The following is an 18,620-nucleotide window of genomic DNA, read 5'->3' on the forward strand; positions in this document are numbered from 1 at the left end:
CGCCACCCGCCGGACGGCACGAGCCCGGCGGAGTGAGCGCGAAGGGGCCCTCATGGCGACGGACATGCCTGCTGAGACAGAGGCGGCCATGGCTGCTGGGACAGAGGCGGACCACGACCGTTGGCAGCGCATGTGGAGCCACCGCGAGCAGTTGCTTAAGGTGGCCCGGCGCAGGTCGATGAGCCCGGAGGACGCCGAGGACGCCGTGCACGAGGCGATGCTGCGTGCCGCCGAGCGTCCGGACCTCGACGACGAGCGCCTCGGTGCCTGGCTGACGACCGTGACCATGCGGCTGTGCGTCGACCGGTACCGGCAGGTCAACCGCGAGGCCGAGGTGCGCACCAGCCCCACGCTGATCGCACCGGGCCCGGTGCCCGTCGAGGAGGCGGTGTGCGACCGGGCCGAGGCGAAGTGGCTGGCCGTGCGCAGCGGGGAACTGCCCGCCCGGCAGGCGGAGGCGCTGCGGCTCAAGTCCGAGGATCTGGACGTCGGCCAGGTCGCCACGGAGATGGGGCTGAGCTATCGGACCGTGGAGTCGCTGCTCGCCCGGGCCCGGCGGACGCTGCGCGCCTCGCTGGCCGGGACGCTCGGCGTGGTGCTGTTCCTGCTCGGGCGCGGACGGCCGCGGGGAGGCGGGAACGCGCATGCCGTGGCCGTCGCCTCGACGGCGGCGACCCTGGCGGTGGCGGGGTTCGTGATGCCGTACGCGCTCGACGGGAGCGAGGGCGGTCCGGCTCCGCGGCCCTCCGTGTCCGGGCCCTCGGTGGCGCTCACGAGCGACGGGGGCGGCCGGGAGCGCGCGCCGGAGTCGCGCGCATCGTCGCCCGCGTCGGCGGCTCCCGGCGACGGTCCGGCGGGATCCGCGGCCGGCGACGGATCGATGCTGCCGCTGTCCGTGCCGCCCTTGCCCGAGGCCTCGGTACCCCCGCTTCCGGGGCTGCCCGCGCCCAGGGTGCCCGGAGTCCCGGGCGTGCCAGAGCTGCCGGACACACCAGACATGCCGAATATGCCAGTTGTGTCAGATGTTCCGGATATGCCGGATGTGTCAGGCGTGCTGGATGTGTCGGATGCGCCGGTCGAGTCCGCTGTCCCCCCGCTGCCGTCGGCGGCGTCGATGTCGTCGGTTCCGGACACATCCTCCGTACCGGCCACGCCCCTCTCCCTCCCCACCGCGACCGAGCTGCCGTAAACGCGCTGGTCAGGAGGCTGTTAAGGCCGCCTGACCAGCAGTCCGCAAACTCGTCCGAAAAAAATCGGCCTCGTCGCGACGGACCTCCCGCCCCTCCCCGTAGAGCAGATGTCGGAGCTGCTCCACGGCTGAAGGGTGAACCGGATGGGTGTCGAGATCTGTGTGGAAGGGCTGACCAAGTCCTTCGGTCACCAGGTCATCTGGCAGGACGTCTCGCTGACGCTGCCCGCCGGGGAGGTATCGGTCATGCTCGGCCCCTCGGGCACGGGCAAGTCGGTGTTCCTCAAGACGCTCGTCGGGCTGCTGAAGCCGGAACGCGGCTCGATCAAGGTCGCGGGGCGGGACATCACGAAGCTCCGTGAGCACGACCTGTACGAGGTGCGGAAGCTGTTCGGGGTGCTGTTCCAGGACGGCGCGCTGTTCGGTTCGATGAACCTGTACGACAACATCGCCTTCCCGCTGCGCGAGCACACCCGGAAGTCCGAGAGCCAGATCCGGCGCATCGTGCTGGAGAAGATGGACATGGTCGGACTGATCGGCGCCGAGGGGAAGCTGCCCGGCGAGATCTCCGGCGGTATGCGCAAGCGGGCCGGGCTGGCACGCGCCCTGGTGCTGGACCCCGAGATCATCCTCTTCGACGAGCCCGACTCGGGCCTCGACCCCGTACGCGTCGCCTACCTCAACCAGCTGATCGTCGACCTCAACGCGCAGATCGACGCCACCTTCCTGATCGTCACGCACGACATCGCCTCCGCCCGCCAGGTGCCGGACAACATCGGACTGCTGTTCCGCCGTGAGCTGGTGATGTTCGGCCCGCGCGAGAAGCTGCTGACCAGCGACGAGCCGGTCGTACGCCAGTTCCTGAACGGCCGGATGCAGGGGCCGATCGGCATGGCGGAGGAGAAGGACGCCGCCCAGGTCGAGCAGGAGCTGGCGCAGCTCGGCGACGGCGAGCACACCACGACGCCCGGCGGTCAGGAGCTGCCTCCCCGCCTGCTGCCGGGTCCGGGCATCACCAGGCCGCCCCGCTGGGAGGCCATCGCCCGACGGGAGGCCGAAGTGCACCGGAAGGAGCGGAAGGCCGAGCCGCACCGGAAGGAGGTGGCCGGAGCATGAGCCTGTCACCGACCGGAGCGCTGCGGCAGTCGGGCAACCTGTTCGCGATGGCGCTGGACGTCGTGCGAACCATACCCCGACGGCCCTTCCAGGCACGGGAGTTCATCCAGCAGGCGTGGTTCGTCGCGAGCGTCACGATCCTGCCCACGGCCCTGGTGTCGATCCCCTTCGGGGCCGTCATCGCCCTCCAGATAGGCAGCCTGACCCGGCAACTCGGCGCCCAGTCCTTCGCGGGTGCCGCCTCCGTCCTCGCCGTCCTGCGGGAGGCCTCGCCGATCGTCACCGCGCTGCTGATCGCGGGCGCGGGCGGCACGGCGATCTGCGCGGACCTCGGGGCGCGCAAGATCCGCGACGAGATCGACGCCATGCAGGTGCTCGGCATCGACCCGATCCACCGGCTGGTCGTCCCCCGCGTACTGGCCTCCATGGTGGTGGCCGTGCTGCTCAACGGCCTGGTGTCGGTCGTCGGTGTGGCCGGCGGCTACTTCTTCAACGTGGTCCTCCAGAACGGCACCCCCGGCGCGTATCTGGCGTCCTTCACCACCCTCGCCCAGCTCTCCGACCTGTGGGCGGCCGAGGTGAAGGCGCTGGTGTTCGGGGCGATCGCCGGGATCGTCGCCTCGTACAAGGGGCTCACCGCGAAGGGCGGACCCAAGGGCGTCGGCGACGCGGTCAACCAGTCAGTGGTGATCACCTTCATGTTGCTGTTCGTGACCAACTTCGTGATGACGGCGGTGTACTTCCAAGTCGTCCCGCAGAGGGGCTGAGGAACCGACGATGCGACCTCCACGACTCCTCGACCGCCCGCTCCGCTCACTGGAGGAGCTGGGCACCCAGCTCTCCTTCTACGGCCGCTCACTCGCGTGGACGGGCCGTACCCTGCGCCGCTACAAGAAGGAGATCCTGCGGCTGCTCGCCGAGGTGAGCTTCGGGCGCGGCGCGCTGGCCGTCGTCGGCGGCACGGTCGGCGTCATCGCCTTCCTGTCGTTCTTCACCGGCACCGAGGTGGGCCTCCAGGGCTACGCGGCCCTCAACCAGCTCGGCACCTCCAACTTCGTGGCCTTCCTGTCGGCGTACTTCAACACCCGGGAGATCGCCCCGCTGGTGGCCGGGCTCGCCCTGTCCGCCACGGTCGGCGCCGGCTTCACGGCACAGCTCGGCGCGATGCGGATCAGTGAGGAGACCGACGCCCTGGAGGTGATGGGCGTCCCCTCGCTGCCGTTCCTGGTGACCACCAGGATGGTCGCGGGATTCGTCGCCGTGATCCCGCTGTACGTGATCGGCCTGCTCTCCTCCTACCTCGCAGCCCGCACCATCACCACCGTCTACTACGGGCAGTCGACCGGCACGTACGACCACTACTTCCACCAGTACCTGCCGCCCGTCGACGTGCTGTGGTCCTTCGGCAAGGTGATCGTCTTCGCCGTCCTGATCATCCTGGTGCACTGCTACTACGGCTACTACGCGAGCGGCGGTCCCGCCGGGGTCGGCGTGGCGGTGGGCCGCGCGGTGCGGACCTCGATCGTCGCCATCAACGTCCTGGACTTCTTTCTGAGCCTCGCGATCTGGGGCGCCAACACGACCGTACGGATCGCGGGGTGAGGTCGATGAGAGTACTGAGGCTTCGGTTGTACGGCATCGCCTTCATAGCCGTGCTCGCGCTGCTGCTGTCGCTCGCCGTGGCCGTCTACCAGCAGGCGTTCACCTCGGTCGTGCGCATCACCCTGGAGGCCGGCAGCCTCGGCAACCAGCTCGATCCGCGCGCCGACGTCAAACTGCGCGGACTGCTGGTCGGCGAGGTGCGCGCGGTGCGCGCGGACGGCGAGAAGGCGACCCTCGACATCGCGCTCAAGCCGGAGTACGTCGCGTCCATCCCGTCGGACGTGCACGCGCGGCTGCTGCCGAAGACGCTGTTCGGCGAGAAGTACGTCGACCTCGTGGCACCGCGCGGCTCCTCCGCCCGGCCCATCCGCGCCGGGGACGTCATCACCCAGGACCGTACGAAGACGGGTATGGAGCTGCAGCGGTTGCTGAACGACCTGCTGCCGCTGCTGCGCACGGTCGAGCCGGCCGAACTGAACGCCACGCTCTCGGCGTTCGCCACCGCGCTGGAGGGCCGCGGCGACCGGATCGGCGACAACCTCACCCGCGTCGAGAGCTATCTGCGCCGCCTCAACCCGCACCTGCCGTCACTCAAGGAGGACATCTCCCGCTTCGCCGATGTCGCCGAGGTGTACGGGGACGCGGCGCCCGACCTGATGCGGATCCTGCGCAACACGGTCACCACCAGCCGCACGATCGTCGAGAAGAAGGACCGGCTGGCCGCCGCGCTCCGCACCACCGCGACCGTCGCGGGCACCGGTGAGGACTTCTTCGACGCGAACGGCGACCGGCTGATCACGCTGGGCCGGGTCTCCCGCCCCACCCTTCAGCTGTTCGCCCGCTACGCACCCGAGTACCCGTGCCTCCTCGAAGGGCTGGTCCGGCAGGAGAAGGCGTCCGAGGAGGCGTTCCGGGGCGGCCGGATGCGGATCACCCTCGAAGTCGTCCGCCCACAGGCCGCGTACGAGCCCGGCGAGGAGCCGCGTCACGCCGAGCGGTCCGGGCCGAACTGCCGGGGTCTGCCCCATCCACAGGTGCCCGCACCGCACACGAAGCTCGACGACGGTACGTCGCCCGGTGGTTCGGGCGGCGCCCCGCCCGGAGGCGTCGACGTGTCCGCCACCGGGGCCGAGCAGCGGGCCGTGGGCTCGCTCGTGGCCCCCGTCCTGGGCGTACCGGCGGACGAGGTGCCGCCCGTGGCGACCCTGCTGTTCGGCCCGCTCGCTCGTGGGACGGCGGTGAGCGTCGTATGAGGACGACGGGAGCTCGCCAGACCATGGCGCCGCTGGTCAAGTTCACCCTGTTCGCGCTGGTCACCGTCCTGGCGACGGCTCTGCTCGCCGCCACCATCGTCAACGTGTCCTTCGCGCCGAAGGACACCTACCGAGCCGTGTTCAGCGATGTGACCGGCCTGGAGGAGGGCGACGACATCCGCGTGGCCGGGGTGCGGGTCGGCGAGGTCGAGGGCATCCGGATCAAGGACCGGACCCTGGCCGAGGTCACCTTCACGGTCACCGCGGAGCGCCCGCTGCTCACCAGTACCGGCGCGGTCGTCCGTTACCGGAACCTGGTCGGGCAGCGGTACATCGCGCTCACCGAGGGCGCCGGCGACGGCACCCGGCTGCGGCCCGGCGGCACCATCCCGCTGTCCAGGACCCAGCCCGCGCTGGACCTCAACGCGCTGCTGAACGGCTTCAAGCCGCTGTTCGCCGCGCTCAGCCCGAACGACGTCAACCAGCTCGCCACCGAGATCATCAAGACCCTTCAGGGCGAGGGCGGCACGGTGAACAGCCTGCTCGCGCACACGGCGTCGCTCACCACGACGCTCGCCGACCGCGACGAGCTGATCGGCTCCGTGATCGACAACCTCAACTCCGTACTGAAGACGCTCGACGAGCGCGGTGGCCGCTTCTCCGGACTGCTGAAGCAGTTGCGGCGGGTGATCTCCGGACTGTCCGCCGACCGCAAGCCCATCGGGGAGTCCCTGGTGAGCATCGGCGACCTCACTGAGGCCACATCGGGGCTGCTCGACGACGCCCGCCCGCCGCTGAAGGACGACATCACCGAGCTGGACGAGCTCACCGGAACGCTGAACAGGAACGAGAAGACCGTGGAGGGCGTGCTGAAGCGGCTGCCGAACAAGCTCACCGAGCTGACGGGGACGGCGTCCTACGGCTCGTGGTTCAACTTCTACCTCTGCGACTTCGACGGCCGGATCGTGCTGCCGAAGACGAAGCAGGTACTCACCCCCGAGTTCCACGTGGCGCGGGCGAGGTGCGGCGCATGAGGATCCGCATCCTGCCGCGCAGGACACGGCGCCGCCGCCCCGAGCCCCTGATGAAGGTGCGCGTCATGCCACCGAAGCTGCCCGGGCTGCCGAAGCCGCGGCTCCTTCCCCGCAGGAAGCGTCGCCCTGAGCCCTTGATGAAGGTGCGCGTCCTGCCACCGAAGCTGCCGAGGATCAGGCTGCCCCGGAAGGCGGCGGGCCGCCCGCGGCTGAAGCCGTTCCGGGACCGCAACCCCGTGGTCGTCGGCGCGGTCGGGCTCACCACCCTCGCGCTGCTGACCGTGGCCGCGTTCAACGCCGACAGCCTGCCGGTGATCGGCGGCGGCGAGACGTACAGCGCCGCCTTCTCGGAGGCCGGCGGCCTCAAGCCGGGCGACGAGGTGCGGATCGCCGGGGTCAAGGTCGGCAAGGTCGAGGACGTAGATCTGGACGGCGACCACGTCAAGGTGACCTTCAAGGTCAAGGACGACCCGGACCTCGGCACCGAGACCGGCGCGTCGATCCGGGTCAAGACGATCCTCGGCGCGAAATACCTGGCGTTGCACCCGAAGGGGCCGGGCCGACTGAGGGCGGGCAGCGAGATCCCGCTGCGGCGGACGGTGTCCGCGTACGACGTCGTGCAGGCGTTCAGCGACCTGACGACCACGACGGAGGAGGTCGACACGGAGCGGCTCGCGAAGGCGCTGGACACGATCTCCACCACCTTCCAGGACTCGCCCGCGGAGGTGCGGGCCTCCATCAAGGGACTGTCACGGATCTCCCGGACAGTGGCCTCGCGTGACAAGGCGCTGCGTGAGCTCCTCGACCACGCGAACGGGGTCACCGGGGTGCTGGCCGAGCACTCGGAGGACTTCTCCGCGCTGGTGAAGGACGGCGACAAGCTGTTCAAGGAGATCAGCAAGCGGCGCGCCGCGATCCACAAACTGCTCAAGAACTCCGCCCTGCTGGGCATCGAGCTCTCCGGCCTGGTCGAGGACAACCGCGAGGAGATCGGGCCCGCGCTCAAGAACCTCAACACCTTCGTCAGGATGCTCGAACGCAACCAGGCGAGCCTCGACCGGAGCGTCAAGCTGCTCGCGCCCTACGTGCGGGTCTTCACCAACACCCTCGGCAACGGCCGCTGGTTCGACTCCTACGTCCAGAACCTGGTCGCCGCCCCGGTGGTGCCCCGCACGGGAGGCTCACGATGACCAGGCGACTGCCCGCCCCGCGCACCCTGGTGCTGCTCACCGCGCTCGCGGTCCTCGCCGCGCTCGCCGTGGTGCTGTGGCCGCGCCCCCAGGCCGTCCGGGTCACGGCGTACTTCCCGCGCACCGTCGGTATCTATCCCGGCTCGGACGTCCGCGTCCTCGGCATCCGCATCGGCGAGGTCAGGCGGATCACGCCGGAGGGCGGCCGGGTGCGCGTCGAGCTGGAGTACGAGGAGGGCCGCAAGCTGCCCGCCGACGCGCAGGCCGCCATCATCAACTCCTCGGTGGTCAGCGACCGTTACGTGCAACTGCTGCCGGTGTACCGCAAGGGCCCGGTGCTGCGGGACGGCGACGTCATTCCCGAGTCGCGCACGGCCGTCCCCGTCGAGCTGGACCGGATCTTCGACAGCCTGCACACCACGTCCGAGGCCCTCGGCCCGAAGGGCGCGAACAAGGACGGCTCCCTGTCGCGACTGCTGGGCGTGAGCGCCGACAACCTCGAAGGCCAGGGCGAGAACCTCAACCAGACCGTCGAGGACCTCTCGCAGGCCGTCACCACGCTGTCCGACGGGCGGGGCGACCTGTTCGGCACCGTACAGAACCTCCAGGTGTTCACGGCCGCGCTCGCCGCCGACGACCGAGGCGTGCGGTCGTTCAACACCAGCCTCAGCAAGGTGGCGGAGCAGCTCGCCGGGGAGCGCGAGGACCTCGCGGCGGCGCTGAAGCATCTGGGCGCGGCACTCGGCGACGTGTCGGAGTTCGTGAAGAAGAACAAGAAGTCACTGACCTCGAACGTGCGGGGCCTCAGCAAGGTCACCAAGGTCCTCGTCACCCAACGCGCCGCGCTGGAGGAGCTGTTGGAGGTCGCTCCCACGGGTCTGTCGAACCTGCAGAACGCCTACAACGCCTCCGCCGGCACCCTCGACACCCGCAACAACCCCGAGGAGCCGCAGGACCCGGCGTCCCTCCTGTGCTCCCTTCTGAAGACGACCGGGGAAGAAGGCGGCGAGAACCCCGACTGCGCGGAGCTGAAGAAGCTCTTCGACTCCCTGCCCGAGGTACCGGCGGCCCCCGCGGTGACGGGCACGGTCGACCGGACGCTCGGCGGAATCCTGGAGGCCCGAACATGAATGTCTCCCGTAGGACGGGCGTGGCCGCGTGGACGGCCTCCGGATCCCTGCTGCTGACGGGCTGCCAGTTCAACGGCTGGTACGACGTCCAGCTCCCCGGGGGAGCGGCGGCGGACGGCCACTCCTACCACGTCACGGTCGAGTTCAGGGACGTCATGGACCTGGTGCCGCAGTCGGCGGTCAAGGTCGACAACGTCACCGTGGGCGCGGTCGAGAAGGTGGAGCTGGACGGCTGGCACGCCCGGGTGCGGCTGCGCGTCGCCGACTCGGTGAAGCTGCCCGCCAACGCGGTCGCCGAGCTCCGGCAGACCAGCATGCTCGGCGAGAAGTACGTGGCGCTGTCCCCGCCGGTCGGCCCCGCGCCCGTCGGACGGCTCCGGGACGGCGACCGTGTCCCGCTGTCCCGCAGCGGCCGCAACCCGGAGATCGAGGAGGTGCTCTCCGCCCTGTCCGCGCTCCTCAACGGCGGCGGCGTCGCCCAGCTCAAGACGATCACCGTGGAGCTCAACAAGGCCCTGGAGGGCCGCGAGAACCGGGTCAGGTCGCTGCTCGGGGAACTCGACACGTTCCTCGGCGGCCTCGACGGGCAGCGCGCGGACATCGTCCGCGCCCTCAAGGGCATCGACCGGTTGGCCAAGCGGCTGAGGAAGGAGAAGAAGACGGTCGCCGATGCCGTCGACACGCTGCCGCCCGCCCTGAAGGTCCTCGCCGACCAGCGCCGCGACCTGACGCGGATGCTCACCGCCCTGTCGAAGCTGAGCAAGACCGGCACCCGGGTCGTGAACGCCTCGCGGGACGACACCGTCGCCAACCTCAAGCAGCTGAAGCCGATCCTGCAGCAGCTCGACAAGGCGGGCGACGACCTGCCCAACTCCCTTGAACTGCTGACCACTTACCCGTTCCCGCGCAACGTGGTCGACGCCGTCAAGGGCGACTACGTCAACCTCGCGGTCACCGCCGACCTCGACCTGGCGGGCATCTACGGCAACGTCACGGACAAGCCCGGCGGGTCCGGCGGCTCCGGTGAGGGGGAAGACGGCTCCGACACCCCGGACCTGCCGGACGTGCCGGACCTCCCGGACGTGCCCGACCTCCCGGCCCCCGCCCCGCTGCCCGAGACCCCCGAGGTTCCGGTCGAACCCTCGGCGCCCACGGACGGCGACGACCTGCTGTGCCCGCCCGTGTGCACCGCGGCCTACGGCCCCCGAGGGGACTCCGGGCGCCTCCCCGCGGGGATCGACCTCGGGCTCGCCGAGCTCATGCTGAAGGGAATACAGCCGTGATCACCCGTACGGTCAAGGCCCAGCTGCTCGCCTTCGCCACCCTCACCGCCGTCGGGGTGTCCTACGTCGGCGCCGAGTACACGGGCCTGGTGGACCAAGTCCTCGGCCGCGGCTACACCGTGCGGGCCGACTTCGCCGCGTCCGGGGGCATCTTCTCCGGCGCCGAGGTCACCTACCGAGGGGTGCCGGTGGGCCGGGTGGGCGAGCTGCGGCTGTCCGGCCGAGGGGTGTCGGTGGCCCTGGAGATCGAGGACGACGCGCCCCGTATCCCGGCCGACACCCTGGCGGTGGTCGCCAACCGTTCGGCGGTGGGCGAGCAGTACGTCGATCTGCAACCGCGGCGGACCGGCGGCCCGTACCTGCTCGACGGCAGCCCGATACCGCGCGAGCGCACCCGGGTGCCGCTGCCCACCACCGACCTTGTCGTCAGCCTCGACCGGCTGGTCAACTCGGTCGGCAAGGACGATCTGCGCACCACCGTCGACGAACTGGGCAAGGCCTTCTCCGGCACCGGACCGCGGCTGAGTCAGCTGGTGGACTCGGGGAACGAGCTCGTCGAGGCGGCGTCCGACACGCTCCCGGAGACGATCTCGCTGATCGAGGACTCGCGGACGGTCCTCAAGACCCAGGCCGACCAGGGCTCGGCCATCAAGTCGTTCTCCCGCGATCTGGCGGCGCTCACGGAGGAGTTGAAGTCGAGCGACGGGGACCTGCGCCGGCTGATCGGCAACGCGACGCCCGCCGCGCAGGAGATCGACTCCCTGCTGAAGTCGACCCGGGCGGATCTGCCGGTCCTGCTGGCCAACCTCATCAGCGGCGGCCAGGTCACCGTGGCGCGGCTGCCCGGAGTCGAACAGGCCCTGGTCACCTTCCCGGTCGTCGTCTCCGGCAGCCACACGGTCGTCCCGGGCGACGGCACCACCCACTTCGGCCTCGTCCTCGGCGCCGACGACCCACCGCCGTGCACCCAGGGGTACGGCGGGACACAGCGGCGGGACCCCGCCGACACCAGCACGCGCCCGGCGAACACCGACGCGCGCTGCACGGCGCCGCGCGGCAGCGACACCTCGGTGCGCGGCGCGCAGAACGCCCCCGGCGCGTCGACGGGTTCGTACGGCGCCGAACGGGCCGCGTACGTCACCCCGTACGACCCGGACACGGGCACCGCCACCGGCCCGGACGGGAGGCCCGTCGAGATCGGCTCGACGGGCGGCGAACAGACCGTCTTCGGAAAGGAGTCGTGGCAATGGCTACTCGTCGGACCGATGGCATGAGCACCGAGGTGACCGAGCGCATGAACGCCGAGGTGACCGAGCGCATGAACGCCGACGGTGGGAAGCGGGTGCGCCACAGGGCGCTGTCCGCCGGACTCGTCGTCGCGACCGTCCTGACGACCGCGCTGTCGATCTGGCTGGCCGTGGGGCTGGCCGGACAGCGCGGGGCCGAGCAACGGCGGCAGGACGTCCTGGCGGCGGCCCGCCAGTCGGCGCTGAACTTCACCTCGCTCGACTACCGCCACTACGACAGGGACAGCGGGAACGTGCTCAAGAGCGCCACCGGCGACTTCAAGGAGCAGTTCACCGCGCAGACCGAGCAGCTGACCGCGCTGGTCGCCGAGAACAAGTCCGTGTCCGAGGGACAGGTCCTCGAAGCGGGCATCGTGAGGTCCGACGCCCGGTCCGCCCGCGTCCTGGTCGTCGCCGACAGCAAGGTGACCAACACCGCCGTGCCCAAGGGAGAGGCGCGCACGTACCGGCTCCAGCTCGACCTCGTACTCAAGGACGGTCGCTGGCTGACGTCCGACGTCGAGTTCGTGGGCTGACAACCGGCCTCCCGTACGAACAGCACGCACGAGGACGAGAGTTGAGGAGAAAGACCGTGGCGAACACGACCTCGCGAACCCGTGGCGCCGGCTCCCCCGCCCGCCGCACCATGACCGCGGCCGCCCGCGCGGCGGCCAAGCGCGCTCGACGCGTGGAGCACCTCGCGGCCGAGGCACCGCCACTGACCGAGGAGCGGTACTCCGGGCGCACGGTGGTGCTCGACGCTCCGGGCGGTGACGGGTGGGACGACCCGCCGGAGCCGGAGCCGGAGCTGGCGTCGGAGTCCGGGTCCGAGTCCGAGGATGCGCTGAAGGAGAGTGCGTCCGTACGACGGCCCCGGCGACGGCTGCTCACCATGGTGTCCTGCGTGGTGCTCGTGGCAGGTCTGGTCGCCATCGCCCTGCTCGGGTGGCAGTACGGGGAGGGGCGGCGCGCGGAACAGGCGCGGGGAGAGGCGCTCGCGGCCGCTCGGAAGGCGGCGCCCGTCGTCCTGTCGTACGACTACCGGCATCTCGACCGGGACTTCGCCCGCGCCCGCACCCATCTGACCGGGTCCTTCCGCGCCGAGTACGGAAGGACCACGACGAAGGTGGTCGGACCGACCGCCAGGAAGTACCACGGCGTGGTGAAGGCGACGGTGGCGGCACCCGCGGGCGGTGGCCTGCCCGCGGCGTCCGTCGTGTCGGCCGGACCGGACAAGGCCGTGGTCCTGCTGTTCGTCAACCAGGTCACCACGAGCACCCAGGTCACGGGAACCCGCATGGATCTGAACCGGGTGCGGATGACGCTCACCCGCACTTCCGAGGGTTGGAAGGTGAGCGCCGTGGACGCGCTGTAGACGCCCCGGATCTCCACGGTCGGCCCGGGGGGAGCATCCGTTCGAGCCGCAGGCCACCACCTGGGCGTCGCCCATGCCGGCGCGTAACCGAAACCGTTGATCGCCCAGTGCAGGGGCGCCGGCCGGAGCCAGCAGGCTTCTCCTTGCGGAATGCGCCGGCGAGAGGCGATGAGGGCTGATCCGCAACAGGTCGAGCGCCCGTCGGCGTCCACCGGTTCCCGCGCACTGCTGTGCTGAGCCGCCCACCAGGACTTCCTGGCTGAGAAGGATCGTCCTGGGGGCGGCCGTGGCTTCTGCCTACCTCGCCCGCGTCGGCGCCAGGACCGTGGCGGTCGCAGGTCAGGAGCCCGGTCTCAGTCGGCGCGCTCGACGCCGCGATCGGGTGCGCTCATGTCCCCTGTGGCGGGGGTGCCGTCGGCGAGTCCGTAGCGCAGGTACACGGCCCCCTTGGGGCCGGCCGCCGGTGGTTCGAGGAGCGTGAGGTTCGTGGGCACCTCGCCGCCGTCGAACACCTTCTTCCCGACGCCGAGCACGATCGGATGCACCCAGAGGTCGAGACGGTCGAAGAGCTTCTCGCGCAGAAGGCTCTGCACCAGGTCCAGGCTCCCGACGACCTTCACATGCTCGTGCCGGTCACGGATCTCGCGTACCGCGGCGGCCAGATCCGGGCCGAGCTGCGTGGACCCGGCCCACGAGAGGTCGGGCTTTCCGCGGGAGGCCACGTACTTCGGGACACGGTTGAAGAGGTCGGCGATCGCGCCGTCCTCGCCGCCCTTCTGGTGCGGCCAGTAGGCGGCGAAGATGTCGTACGTCCGCCGGCCGAGCAGGAGGGCGTCCGTGCCCTCGTACGCGGCACCGATCTGTGCCCCCGTCACCTCGTCCAGCAGGGGTGCCTGCCAGCCGCCGAACGGGAACCCGGCCGGGTCCTCGTCGGGGCCGCCGGGCGCCTGGCCGACGAGGTCGAGGGTTGCGAACAGTTCGATGTGGATGAGACCCATGGCCTACTCCCGATGAGATGGTCGTCCGGTCAAAAGGTAGACCTGCGGGAACCGGCTGACTCATCGCCGCGCGGACACCTGCCGACCGGGAAGGTCGCGCGAAGCCGGGAGGAGGCGGTGCTCAGGGACATGAGGTTCCCTGGGCAAGGCGAGGGTTCTCGTCGTCAGCACCACCGCGACCGCCTGGTGGCGGACGCACCGCGGGTGCCGGGGCCGAACGGTGTGCGGGCCGGCAGACTTTCCGGGCGCCTGCCGAACAGGCCCAGCTCCGGGGTCCGGTTCGGGCCCGTCCGCGCGACGAACGCGCGGTGGAAGACGTCGTAGGAGCCGGTGAACCCGTTGTCGGCCCAGGTGCGGTGAGTCGGTCAGCTCCGCGTCGGCCGGGTGGAGCAGCGCGACGCGCTTGCCGAGCTCGGCCGCCACGTCGGTCCAGTTGTCGCGCGAAGCCGCTTGTGCGGTGGTCACATCGGGCTCCTTGAGTCAGCGGCGGATGCCGTCGGACGATGTGCGGCCAGAGTGCGGGGCCCGGCTACCGCCCGTAGGGGACACGGGTCCTGATCGCCCTGGGCGCTGGTCCCGTCGGGGCCGGTCCGATCCGCGCTCGGAGCGCGCCAACAGCGGCGGCTCGCGCTTCACGTCGGCGAGCGGTCGACCTGTCAGTGGGCCGTGCCAGGATGCCCGTATGACGGAGACAATCGATCACACGGACCTCAGCCCGCTGAGGCTGTTCGGCACATCGCCCGGCAACTACAGCCTGATCCTCAGCGACAACCACTTCGGCGAAGCGACCGACCTCTTCGAAGCCGTCGGGCAGGAGGGCGGCGGCTACAGCTGGGACGCCGTCGCGCACACGGCGGTGCGCATTCATGCGCCGGAACTGGCCGACCGGATCGGCGGCTTCGACCCCGAGGCCGGGATGATGTGTGTCTACGGCAAGGACGAGGCGGCCCTGCGGGAGCTTGGGCTGCTTCTCAGCAGCGCCTTCCATGACCGCGCCGAGCTGGCCGCGCTCATCGAGGCCACCGACCCCGGAGATTGGGACTGAACCCCCTCGCCGCGCGCTGCTCGAAGTCGCGGCGGGTGGGTCCCGGTGATCAGGAGTGCCTTTTTTCTTCGGATCGCTCCTTGATCTGCATGGTCACCTTTGGGTTCCCCAGTCACTGAAAAGTGCGTTCTTCCATGTCAACGGCCACTCTCCTACGGTTCCCGAGTAACCACGAGAGACCGAAGCGCCCTGTCGGGTGGACACGAGCCGGACGGGCGCTCAGGACGAGGAGGAAGACAGCATGGCCATCAACCTGGTGAACCCGAGTGGATTGCCCGAGGTCGATGTCTACCGGCAGGTGTCGATCTCGACCGGGTCGAAGCTGGTGTTCATCGCCGGGCAGGTCGCCTGGGACGCCGAGGGGCACACGGTCGGCGAAGGCGACCTCGCCGCGCAGGTCGAGCAGTGCTACCTCAACATCGGCACCGCCCTGGCCGCGGTCGGCGGTTCCTTCGACGACGTGGCGAAGCTGACCGTCCATGTGGTCGACTGGACCCCCGACAAGATGCCCCAGCTCCTGGAGGGGATCTCCCGGGCGGCCGCAGAGCTGGGCACCACCCCGGTCCCGCCGGCCACGCTGCTGGGTGTCGCAGCACTGGACGTCCCCGAGCATCTGGTCGAGATCGAAGCCACCGCGATCCTCGACTGAGCAGCTGTCGTCCGGCCGAGCGGGCGATGGCTGGCACGTGGCTCGTGCCACGAGCTACCAGGCATCGCTCGGTGTCAGGAAGGTGGGGTTCCGGCCCTACGATGCCCCCATGTCGACGCGGGTACGTGAGAGACGGACGGGACGGCGGGCGTTACGGACCTCCGTGGCCCTGGGCACGGGCATGGTGCTGGCGGCGGCGCTGACCGCGTGTCAGCAGCAGGACGAGGTCACCGAGAAAGTCACGAAGGCCACGGGTGCGTATCCGGCCCGGGTCGAGCAGCCCTCCCCGGGTTTCGAGGTCGCGCTGACCGCGATCCCGCTCGTGGCCGACAAACGGCTTCGGGTGCTCGACGCCGAGAACCGGGTGTGGGCGGAGCCGTTGGAGGCTCCGCGGAAGACGTCCGCCTACTGGGCGTACGAGCGCGACGAGACCTTGTTGAAGGTGGTGCTGGCCGAACGCGCCGAACGCCCCCCGCTCGCTGTCTCCTTGTGGGCCGACGGGGCGCTGGTCGCGGTGGACACCCGGACCGGCACGGTGCGCTGGCGCGCGCGAAGCGGTGATGCCGTCGGCGGCCGGTGGTCGGCGCTCGGCCGGTACCTGTACGACGAGGGTGGCAGCAACACGGACACGAGACTGCGGGTCGTCCCCGGGGACGGTCGGCCGGTGGTCCTGGTCGACACCGGAAGCGGCTTGCTCGCCTTCGACGCCGCCGACGGAGGCGAACTCTGGCAGGAGAGCTGGAAGTGTGACGAGACCGCGGCCACGACCAGCTCCTGGGTGGCCACCCATGCCGTCGTCGTGCGGGAGAGCTGCGAGAAGGGCGTCCGCCTCCTCGACGCGCGGACCGGCAGGCGGACAGCGGACCTGGCCCCGGAGATCCCCGCCGCGTGGCCGCGGATCGGCGAGGACGGTGTCCAGGAACCCACCCTCGGCGAGTACGCGTGCCTGCGGAACGTCTGCGACCTGCTGACGTTCCGGCTGGGTGGGAGCACGGGAGGGGCGAAGGCGCTGTACTGGTGGATCGACGGCGACGGCAGGCCGGTTCCGCTGGAGGAGGGACAGGCCACCCCGAACGCCGAGGACCAGCCCTTCGGGGTGGACATCGCGGACGAGGGCTTCACCCTGGTCGCGACCGACGCGGCCGCCCGCACGACCGCCTGGCGGGTGAAGACACCACTCGACGTGGGGGGCTCTCGCTCCTTCAATGACGTGGCCGTCACCTCCGACGCGGTCTGGGCGGGTTCCACGGACTGGAAGGGCGAGGGGCCCGCGCTCCTGGGGTACGACCTGAAGAACGGCAAGCAGGTCGCCTGCGGGAGACCTGCGGGAACGGCGATCACCCACATGGCCACGGCCGGGGACTACATCGTGGTGAACGACATCGCCCTCGACCCGGCCATGACCGCGGAGCCCGAGATCGACGGAGACGACCCGCCCTTCCTCATGATGAATCCGCGACGGAAGAGCGCGTGCTGAACGTGCGTCACGGCCGGGGCGTCGGCATGGGTCTGCGGCAGTGCCGCAGACGCGGCCGTCGGACCGCCGGCCGTATCGCTCAGCCGCTGTCGACGCGTGGTGAACCCGCCTACTGGACCAGCTCCCAGTCCTGCGAACCGTCCGTCGTCGCCGTCTGCAGCGTCAGCGGGGCCCCGGCGGACGCGCCGGTCAGGTACAGGCTCGTGTTCTTGACGGACTGCAGCTTGTAGAAGCCGTCACCGGTCTTGACGAGGTTCCAGCTGCCGGTGCTGCTGTTGTCCACCCACTGGCCGATCCTCTGCCCGGCTGTCGCGTTGCCGGTCCAGATGGCCGCAGCGCGTCCGCCCGCCTTGTTCAGCAGGGTCACACCGCCGTTGGGTTCCGTCACCACGTGCCAGAACTGGGTGTCCGCGTTCGACGCCGAGCCGGGGGCCTCCAGGCGTACGTCGGGGACGTCGCCGTTGCCGATGTTGGCGTCGTTGGTCTTGTTGCCGGTGCCGATCACCTGGTCGGTCCTGCGGTTCACCAACTGGTAGTAGGCGCCGTCACTGTGCCCGAGGTCGATCTCGGCGAACTTGAGCGTGGAGGTGCCCTGGTTGTTGAGGATCGAGATGCGGCCCGTGCCCTCGACGTACTGGAGGCTGCGGCTGTAGCCGGCCTGGGAGGTGGTCTGGTACTCCTTCCACGTCCCGTCGCTGCGCCCGCTCTCGTTGACCCAGACGTTGCCGCTGCCCGCGGCGTTGTAGACCAGCCGCCCACCCGGGAGCCGGATGATCACGGGGCTGCCGTTCATCGACAGCGCGCGCGAACCGGTGTCCGTCGGCAGCGAGTTGACCCCCGTACCGGTGGGCGAACCGGTGTGGAACTTCAGCGGGTCGTCGGCGATCCGGTACCGGGTGTTGGCTCCGCCGCCCCAGTACTCATAGGTGAGGAGCCACTTGCCGTCCGTCGTGCGGACGACGTTGGTCATGCCGGGCCGGCCGCCGCCGATCTCCGTCTTGCCGCCGCCCATGTCCTGGGTCAGGCCGGCGAGGTCGACGACGGGTGCGCTCCAGTTCGCGCTGCGCCCGTCCCAGGTCTTGTGCACCAGGATCTGGCCCAGGGAGTCCTTGGCGGTGTCGTTGGCGGGGTCGAGGGTCGGGACGCCCGTGGTCGCGTTGAAGCCCGTGTAGTCGTTCTCGTCGGAGTAGTAGCAGACGAGGCTGCCCTTGTGGACCATCAGGTACGGCTCCCAGAGGGGATCCACCTGCCTGTTGGTGTTGGCGTCGGCGATGTTCTGCCCCGTGGCGCCCGCGCTGCCGCCCTGCCAGCCGCCGGTGGCGACGATGTTGAGGATCTTCCAGGTGGCGCCGTCGTCGGTGCTGGAGTACAGGGCGATCGCCAGGTCCTTGCGGTCACCGTCGTTGGAGGGCGTCCAGTTCGGATCGGCCGCCTTGTGCTCCTTGTAGTAGTAGTCGTCGCCCGACACGACACTCGCGAGGAGCAGGGTGCCCTGCTTCAGATCACCGACGTCCTGGGGAAGGACGTAGAAGTACGGGTTGGTCCAGTTGCTCGTGTACTTCGCGTACTTGGGGTCGGCGGAGAGGTACGCCGGTGCCTTGACCTCCGACAGCGGCTGCCAGGACGTGCCGTCGTCGTCGCTCTTGTGGACCGGGAGGGTCTGCTTGTCGGCGCTGCCCGTCTCCGACACCACCGTGGACTTCTCGAACGCGGCCACCAGACGACCGCTCGGCAGCTGCGCCGACTTGGGGTAGACCGCGCAGTTGCCGCGCCCCTTCAGACACGGCTCGCTGCCGAGCTGGTACAGGGTGCCGCCCGTCGGGTTGTACGCCTGCGCGCCGGAGGCGGGTACGGCCAGCAGCGCGGACGCCGCGGCGAAGGTGCCCAGCGCCTTTTTCAACGTGCGTCTTTGCACGGTTCCTCCTTCTAGGGGTGCACACGGTGGTGCCGGGGCCCGTCGGCCATGAGGTGAGGTGAGGTGAGGGTGCGAGTG

Annotated in this window: 17 protein-coding genes; 15 read left to right on the forward strand and 2 right to left on the reverse strand. The window is 70.3% G+C overall.

Going from position 1 to position 18,620, the window contains the following annotated elements; translation table 11 throughout:
* Positions 1-88 precede the first annotated feature (88 nt).
* The 12 genes from RM704_RS35365 (at position 89) to RM704_RS35420 (ending at position 12,458) form a co-directional block, all read left to right on the forward strand.
* Entirely contained in the window at positions 89-1,189 is a 1,101-nt protein-coding gene (locus RM704_RS35365) for an RNA polymerase sigma factor (protein ID WP_311592029.1), read from the forward strand.
* A 144-nt stretch (positions 1,190-1,333) separates the two neighbouring features.
* Positions 1,334-2,305, forward strand: coding sequence for an ABC transporter ATP-binding protein (locus RM704_RS35370; protein ID WP_033527898.1), 972 nt, complete (start codon positions 1,334-1,336; stop codon positions 2,303-2,305).
* A complete protein-coding gene (locus RM704_RS35375) occupies positions 2,302-3,072 on the forward strand; it encodes an MlaE family ABC transporter permease (protein ID WP_033527897.1) in 771 nt (256 codons plus the stop codon). Before RM704_RS35370 ends, RM704_RS35375 begins: the two co-directional genes overlap by 4 nt.
* Positions 3,073-3,082: 10 nt before the next feature.
* Positions 3,083-3,907, forward strand: coding sequence for an MlaE family ABC transporter permease (locus RM704_RS35380; protein ID WP_052146095.1), 825 nt, complete (start codon positions 3,083-3,085; stop codon positions 3,905-3,907).
* Between the two features lie 5 nt (positions 3,908-3,912).
* On the forward strand, positions 3,913-5,160 hold the full coding sequence (locus RM704_RS35385) for an MCE family protein (RefSeq protein WP_033527896.1): 1,248 nt from the start codon (positions 3,913-3,915) through the stop codon (positions 5,158-5,160).
* Positions 5,157-6,194 carry an MCE family protein gene (locus RM704_RS35390; RefSeq protein WP_033527895.1) on the forward strand — a complete coding sequence of 346 codons (1,038 nt, stop codon included), beginning with the start codon at positions 5,157-5,159 and terminating at the stop codon, positions 6,192-6,194. The genes RM704_RS35385 and RM704_RS35390 overlap by 4 nt, the downstream gene beginning before the upstream one ends.
* Positions 6,191-7,384 (forward strand): MCE family protein, encoded by a 1,194-nt coding sequence (locus RM704_RS35395; protein ID WP_438828972.1) that lies wholly within the window; start codon positions 6,191-6,193, stop codon positions 7,382-7,384. Before RM704_RS35390 ends, RM704_RS35395 begins: the two co-directional genes overlap by 4 nt.
* The gene (locus RM704_RS35400; protein ID WP_192829679.1) at positions 7,381-8,514 is read left to right on the forward strand and encodes an MCE family protein; all 1,134 of its coding nucleotides are present in this window, start codon (positions 7,381-7,383) and stop codon (positions 8,512-8,514) included. Before RM704_RS35395 ends, RM704_RS35400 begins: the two co-directional genes overlap by 4 nt.
* Complete coding sequence (locus RM704_RS35405; RefSeq protein ID WP_033527894.1) at positions 8,511-9,797, forward strand: MCE family protein; 1,287 nt, start codon at positions 8,511-8,513, stop codon at positions 9,795-9,797. The genes RM704_RS35400 and RM704_RS35405 overlap by 4 nt, the downstream gene beginning before the upstream one ends.
* Positions 9,794-11,071, forward strand: a complete 1,278-nt coding sequence (locus RM704_RS35410) for an MCE family protein (protein ID WP_033527893.1) — start codon at positions 9,794-9,796, stop codon at positions 11,069-11,071. Before RM704_RS35405 ends, RM704_RS35410 begins: the two co-directional genes overlap by 4 nt.
* Positions 11,044-11,619 (forward strand): Rv1363c family protein, encoded by a 576-nt coding sequence (locus RM704_RS35415; protein WP_311592034.1) that lies wholly within the window; start codon positions 11,044-11,046, stop codon positions 11,617-11,619. The genes RM704_RS35410 and RM704_RS35415 overlap by 28 nt, the downstream gene beginning before the upstream one ends.
* Before the next feature lie 56 nt (positions 11,620-11,675).
* Positions 11,676-12,458, forward strand: a complete 783-nt coding sequence (locus RM704_RS35420; protein ID WP_033527892.1) for an Rv1363c family protein — start codon at positions 11,676-11,678, stop codon at positions 12,456-12,458.
* A gap of 353 nt (positions 12,459-12,811) precedes the next feature.
* Here RM704_RS35420 and RM704_RS35425 read toward each other — a convergent pair whose 3' ends face one another.
* The gene (locus tag RM704_RS35425; RefSeq protein ID WP_033527891.1) at positions 12,812-13,456 is read right to left on the reverse strand and encodes a dihydrofolate reductase family protein; all 645 of its coding nucleotides are present in this window, start codon (positions 13,454-13,456) and stop codon (positions 12,812-12,814) included.
* 682 nt (positions 13,457-14,138) lie between these two features.
* Here RM704_RS35425 and RM704_RS35430 point away from each other — a divergent pair.
* The 3 genes from RM704_RS35430 (at position 14,139) to RM704_RS35440 (ending at position 16,627) form a co-directional block, all read left to right on the forward strand.
* Positions 14,139-14,501, forward strand: coding sequence for an Imm51 family immunity protein (locus RM704_RS35430; RefSeq protein WP_033527890.1), 363 nt, complete (start codon positions 14,139-14,141; stop codon positions 14,499-14,501).
* 241 nt (positions 14,502-14,742) lie between these two features.
* Positions 14,743-15,150 (forward strand): RidA family protein, encoded by a 408-nt coding sequence (locus tag RM704_RS35435; protein ID WP_033527889.1) that lies wholly within the window; start codon positions 14,743-14,745, stop codon positions 15,148-15,150.
* A 109-nt stretch (positions 15,151-15,259) separates the two neighbouring features.
* Positions 15,260-16,627, forward strand: coding sequence for an outer membrane protein assembly factor BamB family protein (locus RM704_RS35440; protein WP_078937165.1), 1,368 nt, complete (start codon positions 15,260-15,262; stop codon positions 16,625-16,627).
* A gap of 109 nt (positions 16,628-16,736) precedes the next feature.
* Here RM704_RS35440 and RM704_RS35445 read toward each other — a convergent pair whose 3' ends face one another.
* Positions 16,737-18,542: an RICIN domain-containing protein gene (locus RM704_RS35445; protein WP_033527887.1), complete on the reverse strand. Its 1,806-nt coding sequence runs from the start codon at positions 18,540-18,542 to the stop codon at positions 16,737-16,739.
* Positions 18,543-18,620 lie beyond the last annotated feature (78 nt).

It is taken from the genome of Streptomyces gottesmaniae (assembly GCF_031845845.1).
GTDB lineage: Bacteria > Actinomycetota > Actinomycetes > Streptomycetales > Streptomycetaceae > Streptomyces > Streptomyces akebiae.

What these genes read in the sequence shown, in the direction of transcription:
- RM704_RS35380 (WP_052146095.1), top strand. Translation starts at nt 3,083, where the DNA reads ATGCGACCTCCACGACTCCTCGACCGCCCGCTCCGCTCACTGGAGGAG.
- RM704_RS35390 (WP_033527895.1), top strand. Translation starts at nt 5,157, where the DNA reads ATGAGGACGACGGGAGCTCGCCAGACCATGGCGCCGCTGGTCAAGTTC.
- RM704_RS35395 (WP_438828972.1), top strand. Translation starts at nt 6,191, where the DNA reads ATGAGGATCCGCATCCTGCCGCGCAGGACACGGCGCCGCCGCCCCGAG.
- RM704_RS35365 (WP_311592029.1), top strand. Translation starts at nt 89, where the DNA reads ATGGCTGCTGGGACAGAGGCGGACCACGACCGTTGGCAGCGCATGTGG.
- RM704_RS35370 (WP_033527898.1), top strand. Translation starts at nt 1,334, where the DNA reads ATGGGTGTCGAGATCTGTGTGGAAGGGCTGACCAAGTCCTTCGGTCAC.
- RM704_RS35425 (WP_033527891.1), bottom strand. Translation starts at nt 13,456, where the DNA reads ATGGGTCTCATCCACATCGAACTGTTCGCAACCCTCGACCTCGTCGGC.
- RM704_RS35385 (WP_033527896.1), top strand. Translation starts at nt 3,913, where the DNA reads ATGAGAGTACTGAGGCTTCGGTTGTACGGCATCGCCTTCATAGCCGTG.
- RM704_RS35440 (WP_078937165.1), top strand. Translation starts at nt 15,260, where the DNA reads ATGTCGACGCGGGTACGTGAGAGACGGACGGGACGGCGGGCGTTACGG.
- RM704_RS35435 (WP_033527889.1), top strand. Translation starts at nt 14,743, where the DNA reads ATGGCCATCAACCTGGTGAACCCGAGTGGATTGCCCGAGGTCGATGTC.
- RM704_RS35430 (WP_033527890.1), top strand. Translation starts at nt 14,139, where the DNA reads ATGACGGAGACAATCGATCACACGGACCTCAGCCCGCTGAGGCTGTTC.
- RM704_RS35415 (WP_311592034.1), top strand. Translation starts at nt 11,044, where the DNA reads ATGGCTACTCGTCGGACCGATGGCATGAGCACCGAGGTGACCGAGCGC.
- RM704_RS35405 (WP_033527894.1), top strand. Translation starts at nt 8,511, where the DNA reads ATGAATGTCTCCCGTAGGACGGGCGTGGCCGCGTGGACGGCCTCCGGA.
- RM704_RS35375 (WP_033527897.1), top strand. Translation starts at nt 2,302, where the DNA reads ATGAGCCTGTCACCGACCGGAGCGCTGCGGCAGTCGGGCAACCTGTTC.
- RM704_RS35400 (WP_192829679.1), top strand. Translation starts at nt 7,381, where the DNA reads ATGACCAGGCGACTGCCCGCCCCGCGCACCCTGGTGCTGCTCACCGCG.